The 17264-nt window shown below is 50.3% G+C and carries 14 protein-coding genes; 1 reads left to right on the top strand and 13 read right to left on the bottom strand.

What is annotated here, in order from left to right; translation table 11 throughout:
• Nucleotides 1-453: 453 nt before the first annotated feature.
• The 8 genes from AC50Y3_RS18680 to zwf all read right to left on the bottom strand — a co-directional run bounded on the left by AC50Y3_RS18680 (nucleotide 454) and on the right by zwf (nucleotide 11358).
• Nucleotides 454-1431: an ABC transporter ATP-binding protein gene (locus AC50Y3_RS18680; RefSeq protein ID WP_494820232.1), complete on the bottom strand. Its 978-nt coding sequence runs from the start codon at nucleotides 1429-1431 to the stop codon at nucleotides 454-456.
• Nucleotides 1428-2486: an ABC transporter ATP-binding protein gene (locus tag AC50Y3_RS18685; RefSeq protein WP_494820233.1), complete on the bottom strand. Its 1059-nt coding sequence runs from the start codon at nucleotides 2484-2486 to the stop codon at nucleotides 1428-1430. The genes AC50Y3_RS18680 and AC50Y3_RS18685 overlap by 4 nt, the downstream gene beginning before the upstream one ends.
• The gene (locus AC50Y3_RS18690) at nucleotides 2453-3415 is read right to left on the bottom strand and encodes an ABC transporter permease (protein WP_494820234.1); all 963 of its coding nucleotides are present in this window, start codon (nucleotides 3413-3415) and stop codon (nucleotides 2453-2455) included. Before AC50Y3_RS18690 ends, AC50Y3_RS18685 begins: the two co-directional genes overlap by 34 nt.
• On the bottom strand, nucleotides 3412-4383 hold the full coding sequence (locus AC50Y3_RS18695; RefSeq protein ID WP_494820235.1) for an ABC transporter permease: 972 nt from the start codon (nucleotides 4381-4383) through the stop codon (nucleotides 3412-3414). Before AC50Y3_RS18695 ends, AC50Y3_RS18690 begins: the two co-directional genes overlap by 4 nt.
• Before the next feature lie 84 nt (nucleotides 4384-4467).
• Entirely contained in the window at nucleotides 4468-6243 is a 1776-nt protein-coding gene (locus AC50Y3_RS18700; RefSeq protein WP_494820236.1) for an ABC transporter substrate-binding protein, read from the bottom strand.
• Nucleotides 6244-7137: 894 nt separating this feature from the next.
• The gene (gene fsa / locus AC50Y3_RS18705; RefSeq protein WP_494820237.1) at nucleotides 7138-7806 is read right to left on the bottom strand and encodes a fructose-6-phosphate aldolase; all 669 of its coding nucleotides are present in this window, start codon (nucleotides 7804-7806) and stop codon (nucleotides 7138-7140) included.
• A gap of 41 nt (nucleotides 7807-7847) precedes the next feature.
• Nucleotides 7848-9842: a transketolase gene (gene tkt, locus AC50Y3_RS18710; RefSeq protein ID WP_494820238.1), complete on the bottom strand. Its 1995-nt coding sequence runs from the start codon at nucleotides 9840-9842 to the stop codon at nucleotides 7848-7850.
• Nucleotides 9820-11358, bottom strand: a complete 1539-nt coding sequence (gene zwf, locus AC50Y3_RS18715) for a glucose-6-phosphate dehydrogenase (RefSeq protein ID WP_494820239.1) — start codon at nucleotides 11356-11358, stop codon at nucleotides 9820-9822. The genes tkt and zwf overlap by 23 nt, the downstream gene beginning before the upstream one ends.
• Nucleotides 11359-11471: 113 nt before the next feature.
• On the opposite strand from zwf, the gene AC50Y3_RS18720 reads away from it, so the two are divergent.
• Nucleotides 11472-12383: a LysR family transcriptional regulator gene (locus AC50Y3_RS18720; protein ID WP_494820240.1), complete on the top strand. Its 912-nt coding sequence runs from the start codon at nucleotides 11472-11474 to the stop codon at nucleotides 12381-12383.
• Nucleotides 12384-12411: 28 nt separating this feature from the next.
• On the opposite strand, the gene AC50Y3_RS18725 is transcribed toward AC50Y3_RS18720, so the two are convergent.
• Genes AC50Y3_RS18725 through AC50Y3_RS18745 form a run of 5 tightly spaced genes read right to left on the bottom strand, consistent with a single transcriptional unit; the run spans nucleotide 12412 to nucleotide 17108 of the window.
• Complete coding sequence (locus tag AC50Y3_RS18725) at nucleotides 12412-13128, bottom strand: GntR family transcriptional regulator (protein WP_494820241.1); 717 nt, start codon at nucleotides 13126-13128, stop codon at nucleotides 12412-12414.
• Nucleotides 13128-14165 carry a sugar kinase gene (locus tag AC50Y3_RS18730; RefSeq protein ID WP_494820242.1) on the bottom strand — a complete coding sequence of 346 codons (1038 nt, stop codon included), beginning with the start codon at nucleotides 14163-14165 and terminating at the stop codon, nucleotides 13128-13130. The genes AC50Y3_RS18725 and AC50Y3_RS18730 overlap by 1 nt, the downstream gene beginning before the upstream one ends.
• Complete coding sequence (gene dagF / locus AC50Y3_RS18735) at nucleotides 14158-14913, bottom strand: 2-dehydro-3-deoxy-phosphogluconate aldolase (protein WP_494820243.1); 756 nt, start codon at nucleotides 14911-14913, stop codon at nucleotides 14158-14160. The genes AC50Y3_RS18730 and dagF overlap by 8 nt, the downstream gene beginning before the upstream one ends.
• A gap of 1 nt (nucleotide 14914) precedes the next feature.
• Nucleotides 14915-16018: a DgaE family pyridoxal phosphate-dependent ammonia lyase gene (locus tag AC50Y3_RS18740; RefSeq protein WP_494820244.1), complete on the bottom strand. Its 1104-nt coding sequence runs from the start codon at nucleotides 16016-16018 to the stop codon at nucleotides 14915-14917.
• The gene (locus tag AC50Y3_RS18745) at nucleotides 15996-17108 is read right to left on the bottom strand and encodes an amidohydrolase/deacetylase family metallohydrolase (protein ID WP_494820245.1); all 1113 of its coding nucleotides are present in this window, start codon (nucleotides 17106-17108) and stop codon (nucleotides 15996-15998) included. The genes AC50Y3_RS18740 and AC50Y3_RS18745 overlap by 23 nt, the downstream gene beginning before the upstream one ends.
• Nucleotides 17109-17264: the final 156 nt, after the last annotated feature.

The raw sequence follows: 17264 nt of genomic DNA on the forward strand, positions 1-17264 counted from the left end.
CGCTTCGAAAGTAGTGTTGTCTTGGTTCCGACGGCAGCAAAACGGCCGTCTCGTCATCTAGAAAGTCATCCCAATATCCCCCGGTGAGGTAAGCTACTATTGCTCATGTTCCCGGATTTCCGCCGATGTAGATCGCTAGACGGGCTACTTTCACTCATTTCCCCTAGTTTCCATCGATGTAGATGCGTAAACAAGCTACTTTACAGCTCAAGAGAGGTAACCATGACCTCCCTTTGGCTCTAAGCCACCATTGCTTGACCATGAGCGGTACCCAGTACCTCTCATGAGCTCTAAAACCACCATTGCCCGATCAAGAGCGGTACTCAGTACCTCTCTTAGAATTTGCAACTCCCCCGCCAAGGAGGATCGCCCAGCACATCTCAAGCGCACAAAAAAAACTGCCCCAAAAGTGTTACATACACTTTTGGGGCAGCTTCTTCTCAACTATAGCAACTAGCTCTGCAGCGGATAGTGACATGCGGCTTGCCGATCATCAATGATGACACGCAGCGCCGGCTCCTCGGTCTTGCAACGCTCCTGCGCGAATGGACAGCGCGGGTGGAAGCGGCAGCCCGAAGGCGGATTGGCCGGAGACGGCACATCGCCTTCCAAGATAATGCGATCCTTCTTCCGCTCCGTTGTCGGCTGCGGAATCGCCGATAGCAGCACCGACGTATAAGGATGCAGCGGTTTGGCGAACAGCTCCTCTGTTGGCCCTACCTCAACCATTTTGCCCAAGTACATGACCCCTACACGATCGGAGATATGCCGAACGACGTTAAGGCCATGCGCAATGAACAGGTAAGTCAGCCCCAATTCCTTCTGCAGCTTCACCATCAGATTGAGCACCTGCGACTGAACGGAAACGTCAAGCGCCGACACCGCTTCATCGGCCACGATAAATTTGGGATTGAGCGCTATTGCCCGGGCAATGCCGATCCGCTGCCGTTGACCGCCTGAGAACTCATGCGGGTACCGATTGCGGCGCGAAGCATCCAGACCGACCAGCTCCATCAATTCCACGACGCGATCATCGATTTCCTTAGGCGTCATTCTGCGGTGAACCTTGAGCGGCTCGCCGATCAAATCTCGAACAAGAAACCGCGGGTTCAAGGAACCGAACGGATCTTGGAATATGATTTGCATCTCTTCGCGAAGCTTGCGAAGCTCGCTGGTTCCAACCTCTTGAATGTTACGGCCCTCGAATTTAATTTCTCCTGCCGTTGCCTGCTTCAAATTAAGCAATACACGGGCAAGCGTAGACTTGCCGCAGCCGGACTCGCCTACGAGACCGAAGGTTTCGCCTGCTCGGATGCCAAATGATACGTCATCGATTGCCTTAACCTGTCCTACGACACGGTTCAGCAGGCCGCTCTTAATCGGAAAATATTTCTTCACGTTGGAGGCTTCGATCAAATATTGGCCGCTCATGAATGTGCCACCTCCACCTTGCTCTTAATCGTCACTTTCAGCTCTTGACTGCCGAACGCACCAGGCCTTGGATCTGCCCCATCATGATCATCCAGCCAGCATGCAGCTTTATGTCCCGATGCTGAGATCTGCATAGCAGGCTCTTTATGACGGCAAATATCCATTGCATACGGACAGCGCGGGTGGAAACGGCAGCCCTCCGGCAGCTGGCTGATTGGCGGAATCGCACCTTTGATCGTATACAGATCACCGCCCCGTTCCCCTTCCAGGCCCGGAATGGATTTCAGGAGCCCAATCGTATACGGATGACGAGGCCCATCGAAAATTTCCTGTACCGTACCTTCTTCCACAACGGTCCCCGCGTACATGACGGCAATGCGGTCCGCCACTTCAGCTGCTACGCCCATATCATGGGTAATCAGCAGCATCGACATGTTGAATTCATTCTTCAGTTGGAGCAGCAGATCCAGAATTTGCGCCTGAACCGTTACGTCCAGCGCCGTTGTCGGCTCATCAGCAATAAGCAGCTCCGGGTTGCAGGCGAGCGCCATTGCGATGACGACGCGCTGACACATCCCTCCGGACATCTCATACGGGTACTGCTTCGCGCGAATTTCCGGTGCCGGAATGCCGACGCGGCGCAACATCTCGATGCTTTGCTTCCAAGCTTCTTTCTTCTTCAAGCCTTTATGAATACGCAGCGCTTCTGAGATCTGGTCACCTACCGTAAAGACCGGGTTAAGTGCAGACATCGGATCTTGGAAGATCATCGTGATCAAATTGCCGCGGATTTTGAGCATTTCGGATTGTTTCTTCTTCACTAGGTCTTGACCGTTAAACAGCACTTCACCATCTACAATCAAGCCGCCCGCGTAATCAATGAGACGCATGACGGACATTGCCGTAACACTTTTGCCGCTGCCGGACTCGCCGACGACGCATAGCGTTTTCCCTTTTTCCAAATCGAACGAAACACGATCCGTCGCCTTGGCTAAACCTCTATCAGACAGAAAGCCAGTTGTTAAATTCCGGATTTGGAGAATTTTTTCCGCCATCTGTCTAGCCTCCTTCGAGGTAACGTTGTCTTTCTAGGATCCAAGCCATCACGAATGCCATCGCCGATAAAGTTAACTGCCAGCACGACAAGCAAGATACATAGCCCCGGATAAATCGCCTGAAGCGGATCGGTCAACATAAATTCTTGCGCGTTGCTGAGCATCAGTCCCCAGCTGGTATTCGGCGTTTGAACGCCAAGTCCAAGGTAGGAAAGAGCCGATTCGCTCAAAATCGCTCCGCCTACCATCAATGTTGCCGTAACGATGATAGGTGCCGAAGCATTGCGAAGCAGGTGTCGGAAGATAATGCCAAGGTCAGATACGCCCGTAGCTTTAGCTGCCTCTACATACTGCATTTCGCGAAGCTGCAAATACGTACCGCGGACAAGTCTGGCTACGCCCATCCAGCTCGTCAAAGCAAGAACCAGAATCATGTACGTGATCTTCGAGCCAAACATCGCCAAGATCAAAATGTTCAGAAACAGCGTCGGAATCGAGTTCATGACATCAACGAAACGCATTGCAATCGTATCCACCCAGCCGCCGAAGTAGCCGGCAAACGCACCGACAAGCGTACCGATAAAGACGGATACAAACGCAACCAAGAAACCAACCAAAAGCGAGATCTGGGAGCTGTGCAGCAGCCTGGAGAAAATATCTCGGCCCAGCTCATCCGTGCCAAGCAGATGACCATCCGTCCCTGCCGGCAAATTCGGAAACATCATATCGATGCGCGTTGGGTCATAAGGCGAGAACCAATTTGCTCCAATCGCCGCAATGACAAATATAGAAAGGATCACAAGACCGGTAACGGCAAAAGGGTTCGTGCGGAACTTCTTCCAAGCGGTCTTCCAAGGTCCGTCGGGACGCTTGTCCACGGCCGCTTGGGTACCGGAGGCTGACTTCTTCTCAAGAACTGTGTTACTCATGATGCCGCGCCTCCTTTAGAGCCTAATTGCACCCTTGGATCGACAACCGCGTACAAAATATCAGCAATCAAATTGCCGACTACGACGATAACCGATACAACCAGCGTAATGGACATCAGCACGGAATATTCCCTTGCTACAGCCATGTCTACGAATAGGCGTCCCATTCCCGGCCAGTTGAACACGCGCTCTGTCAGCGCGGCTCCGCCCACTAGAATCGGCAGGTCGAGACCTAGAATCGTAATGATCGGAATCAGTGCATTGCGCAGGGCGTGACGGAAAATAACCCTTCCCTCTTTCAGCCCTTTCGCACGAGCGGTACGAATATAATCCTGGTTCAGTACCTCCAGCATACTCGCACGCGAATACTTCGTGTACGCAGCCAGAAATCCGAGCGTCAGCACGGATACCGGAAGAATCAAATGCATGAACAGGTCGCCGAGGTTGCCCTCTTTGCCCATTGTATACATGTCCGATAAAGGCAATAAATCAAGCTTGAGCGAGAAATACTCCTGCAATATAATACCAAACCAGAACGTCGGCATCGCAAATCCGACATAGGAAACGAAGTTCGCCGTCTGGTCGGAAAGTCCATATTCGGCTGTGCTGTTATAAATCCCCCAAGGGATTGCGATCAATAGCGAGAAGAGCCAAGCAACGCCCATCAATACCATCGTGTTTTGCACAGTTGGCCATAGAATATCTCCAACCGGAATGTGATTCTTAAACGTGTAGCCGAGATCGCCCGTAAGCAAATTGCCTAACCAAATCGTATATTGTACAAAGATCGGACGATCAAGCCCCAAATTATGCGCTTGTACCAGTCCAGCTTCCGGTGATAAGCCAGGCGCCAAAAATATCTTCGTAGGTCCGCCGGGTGCGGCGTGTATCATGAGGAACGTAAGAATCGAAATTAAAAATAATACAAGGACGGATTGCAGTGTTCGGCGTATCATATATTCAGTCATTCCAGCGCCCCCCCTTTTACTGAACACAGGAGAAGGGCCTGTTGGCCCTTCCCCTGTTCAGCTATGCAGTATGATTGTCAAGCCTTATTCTGTTGCCCACCAGTTGATTGCATGGTACAAGTAGCCGTAGCCAAGGGACGATTCCGGTTTGTCTTCTTCAGCCCAGTGGATCTTCGTGCCGTCTACAACTTGCGGAAGACCATATTGGTACAAGAATACATATGGAAGGTCAACCGAGATTTGTTTGCCGATTTCATGGTACACGTTAGCGCGCTCTGTTTGATCCGTAGTCAATTGACCTTTCGTCCACAAAGCGTCGATTGCTTCGTTCTTATACCAGCCGCCGTTTTGGCCGGTTGGCGGGAAATATTTCGAAGAGAAGATGCTCTCTGCATCCGGATCCGGATTAGACAGGGACCAGGAAAGCAGAATCGCAGGGAACTTACCAGGCGTGATGTTCTGGTCGATCCATGTTGCAAAGTCAATGCCTTTAGGTGTTACTTCAACGCCAACATCCTTCAGGTTTTGCTGAATGATTGCGGCAACTTGCTCACGACGGCTGTTGCCGGCGTTGTATTGCAGCTCGAAGGAGAAGCGGTGTCCGTCTTTCACAAGGATACCGTCTTTGCCAGCTACCCAGCCATCTTCAGCAAGAAGTGCTTTCGCCTTCTCAGCGTCATAAGCGTAGTTAACTGCTTGGTCACCCGGATCTGCCCACGAACCTGGCAGGAATGGCGAGTTCATCAATTTACCAGTGCCTTTAAGAACATTATCAACCATGCCTTGACGGTTCAGTGCAGTAGCAATGGCTTGACGTGTTTTTTGACCTTTGAACGGTGAATATTTATCAGGGAAGTTCTCATCCTTGAAGTTGAATTGTACATATTCGTATTGCGGACCCGGAGCAAGAATCACGTTCAGATTCTCTTTCGCCTTAATCGCATCGATTTGGGTAACCGGAATCGCTTCAGACATTTGAATGTCGCCTTTGATTAAGGCTTGTACTTCTGTGTTTTGATCGGCGTAAATTTTGTAGACGATCTTAGCCAAGTGCGGCTTCTTCTCACCCCAGTAGTTCGGGTTCGTTTCCAGCGTAATGTACTGGCCTTGTTTCCACTCTGTCATTTTCCACGGACCGCTTGTAACGGTTTTCGCAGGATCTACGCCAAATGCATTTTTGCTCAATTCCTTAACCGGTACATCCTTCAAGATGTGGGAAGGAACCAGCGAGCTGGCAAGCGTGTATTGGAATGGTGCATACACTTGCTTCAGTTTGAATTCAATCGTCGTATCATCGACTTTCGTGATGGTATCGATTTTGTCGACTGTGCTGATACCAGGTGCACCGGCATCAGGGTTACGAACCGTATTGAAAGTGAAGAGAACGTCGTCTGCGGTAAGCGGCTGACCGTCGTTCCATTTTGCTGTGCTTTTGATTTTGACTGTATATGATTTGCCGTCTGCACTGATTACCGGAAGCTCGGCAGCAATCGACCAAGGCTCAACAACCAGGTTGGCATTGCGGTCTACGTCGTATAGCTTGGCGTTGATTAGTGTTTCAACATCGCCGGAAGAAGTGTCATTGATATAAATAGGGTTTACGGAGACGATATCGGAGAATGTGCCGATCGTCATTGTTCCGCCGTCTACAGGCGTGTTTGGATCAGGAGTCGCGGGTGTTTCAGTCGTAGTAGTGTCGGTGTTCGTGGTAGTGTTCGTTGCTTCAGTTGTGTTAGCAGGTTTGTTGTTCGTTGTTGTATTGGCGTTGTTTGCATTGTTATTACCGCTGCAACCCGCCAACATGACGCCAACAAGAGCGATGACAGACAAACAGGAAAACCAATTCGATACTTTCCTCATCTTGTTCATTCCTCCCCATGATCTCAACAAAATGATTTGCATAAATTGACTTTGTTGAAATATACCAAACTATTAGAATTTTCTCAAAACTTTTTTTCGAAATTCATTGCCTTTTCTGAAAACTTTAGAACTTCTTTACCAAGTTTGCCGTCAAACGACCAAATCCCCTATTAAATGACTCCTTTCGAACGCTAGTATTTGATGCTGCAGTTAGGCTGCTTGACTTCGAAATCATTGTAATCGATTTGACATTTACAGTATATTGGGGGAATTTCAGCATAAAAGAAAGCGTTTTTAATACCCCGGTCTACCGGAGTCTTGCATTTACAAGATTTAAACATGTCATGAGTTGGGGGAATTGGATGGTGCGGATACTTCGGGCTAATATTGAAAAATAGTAAAAAAGTAGGTGGACTGCATTTTTATGCACTAGTAATAATTCACTTCAACGCGTTGACGCGGCGCCTCATTCCGACAATATTCTTCACCGCGTCTACTAGTTACTTCATTAAAGCAGTTACGTGAACGATATTTTTTATAACCTATGAACTCCTTGGTTTTACTAGCAAATTTAGATTATTGTTTTCCATATACAGGGATTATAATTTTGAGACTGAAAAACAAAATCGCCCCTCGTTAGGGACGGCCTCGCATATGAGTATGAGACTGTTGTGTTTGCCGAGCAGAAAACGCAATACTGAATGATTACGAAATGAATATTTATGCATAACTGGCGATTCCATAAAAAATATCGTTAAGTTCACGTAAAATGTGAGGAAATATAACATAAAGTTGCTCTGAGTGGTATTCCAAGTCATTTCCAAACAATTCTCGAGTCAAAAAAGGTGCTCATTGAATATCAATGAGCACCTCGGAGTAATCACTTCTTAACGATTATACCTGTACGGTTTTCTTCCAATCGGCAGCGAATTTCTCCATGCCTTGATCCGTCAGCGGATGCTTGGAAATTTGCTCGATGACCGAGAACGGTATCGTTGCAATATGAGCGCCTGCCATCGCTACGCGAGTAACGTGGTCCGGATGGCGAACGGACGCTGCGATAATTTGCGCATCCAGGTTATGAATACGGAACAATTCAGCAACCTTCGCGACCAACAGAACGCCGTCTTCTGAAATATCGTCCAGACGGCCAAGGAATGGCGATACATAGGTAGCGCCAGCACGAGCGGCCAGCAGCGCTTGGTTCACGGTGAAGATCAGCGTTACGTTTGTTTTGACGCCTTTCTTAGTGAGGTAACGGCAAGCCTCTAAGCCTGCCAGCGTCATCGGAAGCTTGATGGTGATGTTCTTGTCGTGATTGTTGATCTTAATCAGTTCGTTCGCTTGCGCGATCATTTCTTCGGCTGTCAGCGCATCCGGCGTAACTTCGGCCGATACGGATTCAACCTCCGGCACTAATTTTAAAATTTCTTCAATGCGATCCTCGAATTTCACGCCTTCTTTGGCAACCAAGGATGGGTTAGTCGTTACACCGGACAAGACACCGATTTTATAGGCTTTCTTGATATCTTCTACGTTGGCAGTATCGATAAAAAATTTCATGGTTACTAACCTCCATTATTGGATAGATAAATATAACAGCCTTATTTCAACAGTTCTTTCGCGACACGTACTACGTTAGCCGTGGAGAATCCGAAGTATTCCAACACTTCTGTTCCAGGACCGGATGCACCGAAGGTATCAATCGATATATTCTTACCGCTAAGTCCTGTGTAACGCTCCCAGCCAAGCGATATGCCGGCTTCAATGGAAACCCGCTTCGTTACGGAAGCAGGAAGCACGCTTTCCTTATAGGCATCCGACTGGCGATCGAACAGCTCTCTGCTTGGCATGGCAACTACGCGAACGGACAGATTATCCTGCTCAAGCTCGGCCTTGGCGTTCACAGCCAGCGATACTTCCGACCCGGTCGCGATTAGAATGACATCCGGCTGGGCGTTCGTTTCAGTCAGCACGTAAGCCCCTTTAGCTACCGCGTCAATATTGCCTTTGGTCGCTTCATAGATCGGAAGATTCTGTCTGCTCAGGATGAGCGCAACCGGGCCTTCCTTCTGTTGAAGCGCGTATGCCCATGCACTTGCTGTTTCATTGGCATCCGACGGTCTGATAACGGTCAGACCAGGAATCGTGCGAAGTGCAGCCAAGTGCTCAACAGGCTCATGCGTAGGGCCGTCTTCGCCGACTGCGATGGAATCATGCGTGAATACATAAGTCAAAGGCAGCTTCTGCAGCGCCGCCAGACGAATCGCCGGGCGTAAATAATCGCTGAATACGAAGAAGGTGCTGACGAATGGTTTCACGCCTCCATGCAAGGCCATGCCGTTGCCGGCTGCGCCCATCGCATGCTCACGCACACCAAAATAGACATTGCGTCCTGAGTACGAATCTACTGCAAAGGTTTGCTCTCCGCTGATATCTGTCATTGTCGAATGCGATAGATCCGCGCTGCCGCCGAAGATCGCAGGTACGGTTTTCACAAAATGATTAATCGCGTTTCCGCTCGCAACACGGGTGGATACCGTTTTGGAGGAATCGAATGTAAGGATATCTGCTGCATCGATCAGCACCGAGCCGTCGATCACTTGCTCGAGTTCCTGTCCTTGTGCCGGGAATTTCGCTTTATAGGAAGCAAGCAATTTGTTCCATGCTTCTTCTTTGGATTCACCGTTACGTTTCAGCTGTTCGAAATGAGCTTTAACGTCTTGCGGAACCGTAAACTCTTCCTCATATTCCCAGCCATATACTTTCTTCGTGGCTTGGGCTTCTTCTTTACCAAGCGGATTACCATGTACTTTGTTAGTACCCGCTGCTTTACTGCCGTAACCAATAATGGTCCGAACCTCAATCAGTGTCGGCTGTGTTTCATTTTGTTTAGCGGCTTCAATAGCCGCAGTAATACGTGAAATATCATTGCCGTCTTCGACGCGGATATACTGCCAGTTAGCTGATTCTGTTCTCTTCTGAATATTCTCTCCAAAAGAAAGATTTAACGCTCCATCCAAGGAGATGTCATTGGAATCATACAATACGACTAGCTTGCCCAGTTTCATATGTCCGGCCATCGACATGGCCTCATAAGAAATTCCTTCCATTAAATCACCGTCGCCAACCAGTGCATACGTATGATGATCGACCACCGGGAAACCCTCTTGATTATATTTGGAAGCAAGATGCGCTTCAGCCATCGCCATTCCGACTGCCATCGAAATCCCTTGTCCAAGCGGTCCTGTCGTTGCATCAACGCCATCTGTATGGCCGTATTCGGGATGACCCGGCGTCTTGCTGTTCAGCTTGCGGAACTGCTTGAGATCATCGATCGAAACCTGATAGCCGGACAGATGCAGCAGACTATATAACAAAGCGGAGCCGTGGCCCGCCGATAATACGAAACGATCGCGGTTAAACCATTTTGCATGGCTTGGATTATGATTTAACGATTTGGACCATAGCGCATAGGCCATCGGAGCAGCGCCCATTGGCAATCCCGGATGACCGGAATTGGCGCTGTTGATCGCGTCAATGGATAAGGTACGAATGGTATCGATGGCAAGTTGTTCAATTGTTTGTGATGTAAGCATAATGTTCCCCTTCCTCTTCCTGTGTTTCATTCTCATGTGCTGTATACTCATCGAACCACCAGTGGTAGCCATCCTCTGCCAATAACGCATCGGATGCGGCTGGTCCGTAAGTGCCTGCTTTGTAAGAATAGAGCGGAACTGTGTTCGCTTGGAAAGCATCCAAGATCGGTTGCACCCACTGCCAGGACAGCTCTACTTCATCCCAATGCGCGAAGAATTTAGGATCCCCGTTCAAAGCATCATGAATTAAATTCTCATAGGCTTCCGGAGTATCTTCATGCCTTTCATGGAAGTCGATATGAATCGGCTTGAACTCCCCTTTATGCTGCGGGTCTCTTGTGTTTAGCTGCAGCATAATCCCTTCGTCAGGACTAATCTCAAACACCAGAAGATTCGGCGCTTGAATATGGTCTTGCGCCTGGGCATCCTTGGACGTCTCCTTCAGCGGCTCCTTGAACTCAATAACAATTCGAGTCGATTTCTCTTTCATTCGTTTGCCTGTTCTTATATAGAAAGGAACGCCGCGCCAGAAGTAATCATCGATCTGTAATCGAGCCGCAATGAACGTATCATTCATGGATGTGCTGGCAATGCCAGGCTCATCTAGGTAACCGACAACAGGCTTCCCGTGAATCGTTCCGGCTTTGTACTGACCGCGGATAATACTCGCGCTGATTTCCTGTTTCTGCACCGGCTCGAGTGCTTCCATGACCTTCTTCTTCTTGAAACGGACCATTTCCGAGTCGCTATGATTAGGAAGATGGCTTGCCAGCATCATCAGAAGCTGCAGCATATGGTTCTGGAACATGTCGCGCACAGCGCCAACATGATCGTAATAACCTGCTCTTTCCTCCACGCCGACCGTTTCATTGGCTGTAATTTGCACATTCGCAATGTAGCGATTGGTCCATAATGCCTGAAGAACCGGGTTCGACTGCTGCAGAATTTCAAGCTTCTGCACCATCGGCTTGCCGAGATAATGATCAATACGGAAAATTTCTTCTTCGGAGAAAGCTTTGCTCAATTTCTGATTTAAATCCCGTGCGGATTGCAAATCATAGCCGAAAGGCTTCTCGATCACGAGACGCTTCTGGGCAGAGCCAAGCCCGCTAGCCTGGATATTAGCGGCAATGGTTTCGAAATGCTCAGGTCCCACCGACAAATAAAACATCCGATTCGGTTTCGTAATGCGAAGCTCCTGTTCCCGCTGCTCGATCACCTGCAGCAGCTTCCGGTAATCCTCGATTCGGCCTACATCCAGCACATTGTAGCGGAATGCCTGCAGAAAACGTTCCAGCCCAGCCGGATCTTGAACATCACGTCTCGAATACGTACGAAGCGACTGCTCGACATTCGAACGGAAAGTTTCGTTAGACAGCTCTCTTCGGCCAAGACCAATTAATGTGAAGGCCTCCGGCAGCTTTCCATCGATAAATAAGTTATATAAGGCCGGATATATTTTTCGTTTCGCTAGGTCTCCTGTTGCGCCAAACAGTACAAACGTGGTCGGTTCCATTTTTCCATACTCCTTCCAGTTAAACGCTGGTATCTCTTCTGTATTTCCACTATAATACGAATTGCATCTATACAAGTAATACATATATTTCAGAGGAGCTATAGACCACGTCTATGACCAACAATTATGAGTTATATAAAGTTTTTTATTGGGCCGCGAAGACGGGCAGCTTAACTCAGGCCGCTAAGGCACTTTATATTACCCAGCCTAGCGTTAGTCATGCCATCAAACAGCTGGAAGACAGCTTTGGGATCACGCTGTTTTACAGAAATTCCAAAGGGGTTGCGCTTACGCAGGAAGGCAATTTGCTTTATTCCTATATCGAGCAGTCCCATATCTTGATCTCATTAGCGGAAGAGAAAATGGCCGCACTTAAAAATCTCGACAGCGGAGAACTTCGGATTGGCGGCAGCGATTCACTGTTTAAGCACTATATGCTTCCGTATTTGGAGGACTTCAATCGCAAACATCCCGGCATCCGGCTTCACCTAAATCATGGCACGACGCCTGAGGTTATTTCTTTTCTCAAGGAGGGAAAAATAGATCTGGGCGTTGTGCGGATGCCCATCGTCGATCCTCAGCTTGAGGTAAGGGAGAGTATTCAGCTGCAGGATTGTTTCGTAGCCGGGGCACGTTACGCGGAGCTTAAAGAAACGGTTCTTTCCCTGGAGATGCTGCTTCAGCACCATCTCATCCTGTTCTCGCGCAATAGCCGGGCACGAATGGCGATAACGGAATTATTCCAAAACTATGGCTACACCCTTAAGCCTGAAATCGAAGTCGGCAGCGTGGATCTTCTGATCGAGTTTGCGAAGCGCGGACTTGGCATTTCTTATGTCACCAGAGAATTTGTGAAAAAGGAGCTCGAAGAGGGATCGCTCTTCGAAATTAAGCTCGACGTGCAGCTGCCGCCATCCCAAGTGGGAATTATGATTATGCGCAATATGCCGCTATCCATAACTGCTACTCGGTTTATCGAGTACTTCGAAAAGTTCCCGTTGCGAATAGATAGCAAAAAGTCCTGAACAAGTGGATTGTTCAGGACTTTCACGTTTACACGTCGTAATTGACGACGTAGTGATGCCGTTCGGTGTAGTAGTAACCTTCACTGTATTCGATCAATAGTCCGCTCTCGTCGTACGCATAACGCGACCGTTTGAGCAACGGTGTTCCCGCCTCGATGTGCAGCGCCGCCAAGACGGAGGCAGGTGCCGCCACCGCTACGGAAAATTCATCGCGGTACTTGCTAATCGTAATACTCTGTTCTTCCAGTAAGTCGTACAGCGACTGCCCGCCTAGATCAGACAGTTCCATGCTCGCAGCCCGGCTCGACAAATAGTGGGTGTAATGTATGTAGGGTTCTCCGTTCAATTGGTACAACCGCTCCACCCGCAAGCATTGCTCACCGAACAGCTGATGAGCCACCGTTCCTTGATCGTTCGTCACAACCCCCGCAACGAGCAGCTGTTTACTAATCTGATGCCCATCCTCCACCAATACCTCCGTAAACCGCTTCAGCTTAGACAGCTTGGACGCGGATGTATTTCGGATGACCTTCGTCCCTTTGCCGCTGCCCGTCTCTACGTAACCGTCCTGCGCCAGCTCCTTTATGGCGTTTCGCACAGTAACCTTGCTGACTTGGAATTCTTGCTCCAGCTGCGGCTCCGAAGGGATGTTGGTCCCAACCGGATAGACGCCATGTAAAATTCGATCTTTCACGATGTTCGCGATTTGCGCGTATAACGGCTTCTTGCTGCGCGATAGTTTCATTAGCGGATCACATCTCCGTTCGCAAGCTCCGTCATCGCACGCTCAATTTCGCGCTCCGTCGACATCGGCGTATCTCCCGCAACCGTATGAGCGAGCATAGCGGCGGCGGACGCGAAGCGAACCGTCCGCTCCGGCTCGAAGGCGGAGAGCTCGCCATGAATGATGCCGCTGGCGAATGCGTCGCCTGCTCCGATTCTATCGTAGACGGCGAATGTGAGGGGCTCGGTGCCAGCCGATAAGGTACCGTTCTTGTACATAAACCCACGCAGTGAATGTGTGTTGTCCTTGTTAATGGAGCGATGCGTGCCCGCGATTACAGATATGCCTGCGAATCGCTGAGCTACCTTCGGCAGCAGTTCCGTTAGCTGCTCCATACGATCCGTCTTGTCCGTCGGCATGCCGAGAATGTGGATCATATCCCGCTCGTTCATCATGACGATATCCGCGAGCGCCAGCATCTGTTCGTAATGGGGCTTTGCTTTGGCATAACCGCCGCCATCGCCCCAATGGTTCGGCCTGTAATTACAGTCGAAGACGACCGTTCCGCCGTTACGCTTCAATGCTTCAGCCAGCTGATACATATGCTGCCTCACTTCGTCGTTCATCGCCAGCGTAATCCCGCAGAAATGAATAAGCTCGATACCCGATGACGCAATCGCCTCATAATCATATGCACCGGATGGAGCCGTGTTGAAGCTGCTCCCTTGCCGATTGGCATACGTCACACGGCCGGGCCTCGCGCCAAATCCATTCTCGAGAAAATACATGCCAAGGTTATTACCGCCATGAACAACGAAATCCATCGATACGCCCAGTTTACGCAGATTCGCCGCAGCCGCTTCTCCAAGAGCGTTATCAGGCAGCCTCGATATGAGAAACCCTTCATGTCCGAATCGCGCGAGTGCCGAAGCTATATTCACGCCGGTACCGGAGAACGAATAGCGCAGGCTGTCTGCTTGGGACAACAGTTCGTAGCCCGGCACCTGCAGACGCATCATAACTTCGCCGAAAGCGGCGATACGTATGCGATTAGCCATGGCGGTCAACCAGCTTCTTCATCAGCTCGAGCAGAACTCGCACATCCCTCACATTCGTTTTGCCGGTTGCTTTGTCGACGATAGAAGAATAAACATGCGGAATCACTTGCGGTACGCCGGCTTCAAGAGCGATGCGCAGAATGGGCTCGAAATTATCCATATCGATACCGCCTGTCGGTTCGAGAGCGAACCCTTCTTCTCCGCAAGCCTTCGCAACCGCTCGCAGCTCATCCTCGCATTTCAAGCCATTCATCGGAAAATATTTGAGCGCGTTCCCGCCCATATCGCGAACAAGCGCGATTGCCGTCTTCACCGGCACGATTGCCTGCTCCGGCTGCGCAGCGCTGAATGGACCCGTTGATATATTTACGAAGCCAACTTGGCCTGTAGGCGAAACCAGGCTGTTGATCCAACTGTCACTCTCACCTAAATTCGCGCGGGTAGCGCCAACAGCAGGAAATACCTGATTAATATGCGTTCCGGGGTAAAACTTCGCGATCTGCGCAACAACCGCCGCCTGCCGATTGTCCCCGGCGCCGAGTCCGATCGAGACCGCGTCATCGATCGCTTCGCCATATTGCTTCATCGCGGCAACGGCTGCTTCGACCGTCGGGTAGTCCTTCGAGAGGACGCCGACAAGCACATAGCCCTCCGCTGCATCGAATACTTCTTTCGCGTTCTCGACGCTGTTAGCCAGCACATTGAGCGCCGCGCGTCCTTTATATAATCGTTTCGTCATGTTGGACATGTTAATTGCCTCCCGTAAGCGTACGAATTCTAGCCGCGATGACGTCCATGTCGTCACCAAGCAGCGGACGCGGATCGATATCGAAATACCCCTGCTTCACGCCATAATCACGTGTGTAGATCGCGATATCGCCACCTTGCAGCCCTGCTACAACTGCCTTCGCCGTTGTGCCGGATAACGCCGGATCGATCTGGATGCGCGCGCGGAATATCGCGCGTCCCGCTTCATCTTGGACGATCGTTACGTTAACGCCCGGCTGCTCGTTCAGCGGCATAAGCATTTGGAGAGATGCCTTCTCCTGCTCGCTGTTATCTTGCTTGACCATATATTCCTCAAGCGCTTGGAGCAGCCCGAATGTCGTTTCTTTGCCGACTTTCATACTACGGCCAATCCCGTGCAGCTGCACCTTGACCATCTCGATGTAGGCTCGTTTGCCTCCGACGATACCCGAGGTCGGCCCTTCGATTGCCTTGGAGCCGCTATATATCGCGAGGTCCGAGACTTGCACGTATTTACGGACATCCTCTTCCGCAGCCGCATCCACGATAAGCGGAACACCTTTGCGCTGCGCCACTTCCCAAGCTTCTTCTACGCTAATCATGTTTTTCTGCACCGCGTGATGGGACTTGACGTACAGAATCGCTGCTGTGCGCTCGCCGATCGCGTCTTCGATATGCTCGGCTTTGCCTTCATTCGCATACCCGACTTCGACAAGCTTGCCTCCGCCCAGAAACACCATCGTCTCCACCGGCGCGCCGTACTGAACATTATGTCCTTTGAGAATAAGGATCTCATTCTTGGCGATTGGCTCTTGATGAAGCCGTTCACTCAGGCGCCGATTGCCTTGCGTAACGATACCCGCGACTGACAATGCAATGCCGCTCGACGCTGAATTGACGACGACCGCAGCTTCGGAACCGAGCACGTCCGCGATATTGTCCCCCGCCTTATCCACCAAATCGGCGATTTCCACATAGCGCTGTCCGCCCAGCTTCATCGCCTCCATAACCGTATCGGAAGGTGCCGATACACCGAGAATACTCATTCGCCCGCTGGCGTTAATAACACGCTTCAACCCATATTTAGCATTCAATGAATCGCCCATTCGCACATACTCCTCTAGCTATAATTTGATGCTCACCTTCGCGCGTTTCTCCTTCGGAATCCATGAACGTAAGACGCTCATCACCCAAGGTGGAGAACAACGTCAGGTTCGCCCGGTCTCCTGCTTGTATGCGGCCCAGCTCCGGTTTTCCCATCCATTCGGCTGCATTCACCGTCACCGCTTCGATCACTTCGTTTAGCGAATAACCCAGACAGAGAAACTTCGACATGACATGCGCCAAACTATAAACCGGCCCCTGCTGCCTGTTCCCGCGATAAATGTCCGAGCTGATCGTATCGAAATGAATTCCGTTTCGCTTCGCCGCCTCTGCCGCCTTGAAGGAAAAGCTGGCTGTGCCGTGTCCGACGTCCATTCGAACGCCTCTCGCGATAGCCGCATCCAGCTCCGGAATCGGACTTCCGTCCTCGCTGAACAAATTATTGCTTTTCCCGTTCAAATAGTGCGTTACAACATCATTTCTCGCGAGCAGCGGTAGAATCTCTTCGATTCTCGGGGGAGCGGAACCGATATGAACCATCAAGGGCAAACCGGTTTCTTCAGCCAGCTCCCTAGCCATATACAAAGGCCGAATACCGTTGTCGCGAACGACGCTGCCGCTCATTCTGGCCTTCCAGCCTACGATGAAGTCGGGATAAGCTTGAACGGCTTGCAATGCGGCTGCTCTATCGAGCCAAGCCAGATCGGACAGCTCGTCGATCCGCTGCAAACCAATCTTCGATACGTTCAGCAGCGCGAACACGGTCGTCATCGCTCTCTCGCTGCTTGCCGCCAATTCGCCGATTCGATCCGCGCCGCAGCTGCCGGCGTCAACAATTACCGCAACGCCCTGTTTGACGCCGATCTCGTCAATGTCATCCCCATACGGGTCAAGCTCCGGGAATGCATGAACATGAAGATCGATCCAACCGCTCGATACATACAAGCCGGAACATTCTATGACTCGCCCGGCAATGGAGGCATTGCTTGCCCCCGCTGCCGTTATTTCCGCTATGACGCCGGCCACGATCACAATATCGACTTGCCGACCATCCATGAGTGTTGCCCCGCGTAAAACCAAATGATCAGTCATCGTAAGCCCACCTTTTTTTTGCCGAAACGAAACGAATACCCAATAGTGTTAGATTATAACGTTATAATGTTTAATCTACATGGAAACAAGCTTAGCGTCAACAAACATTATAATGTTTAAGTATTCCACTCTAATAAAAAAAACCACCTGTCCTAT

This window comes from Paenibacillus sp. J22R98 (genome assembly GCF_059383835.1).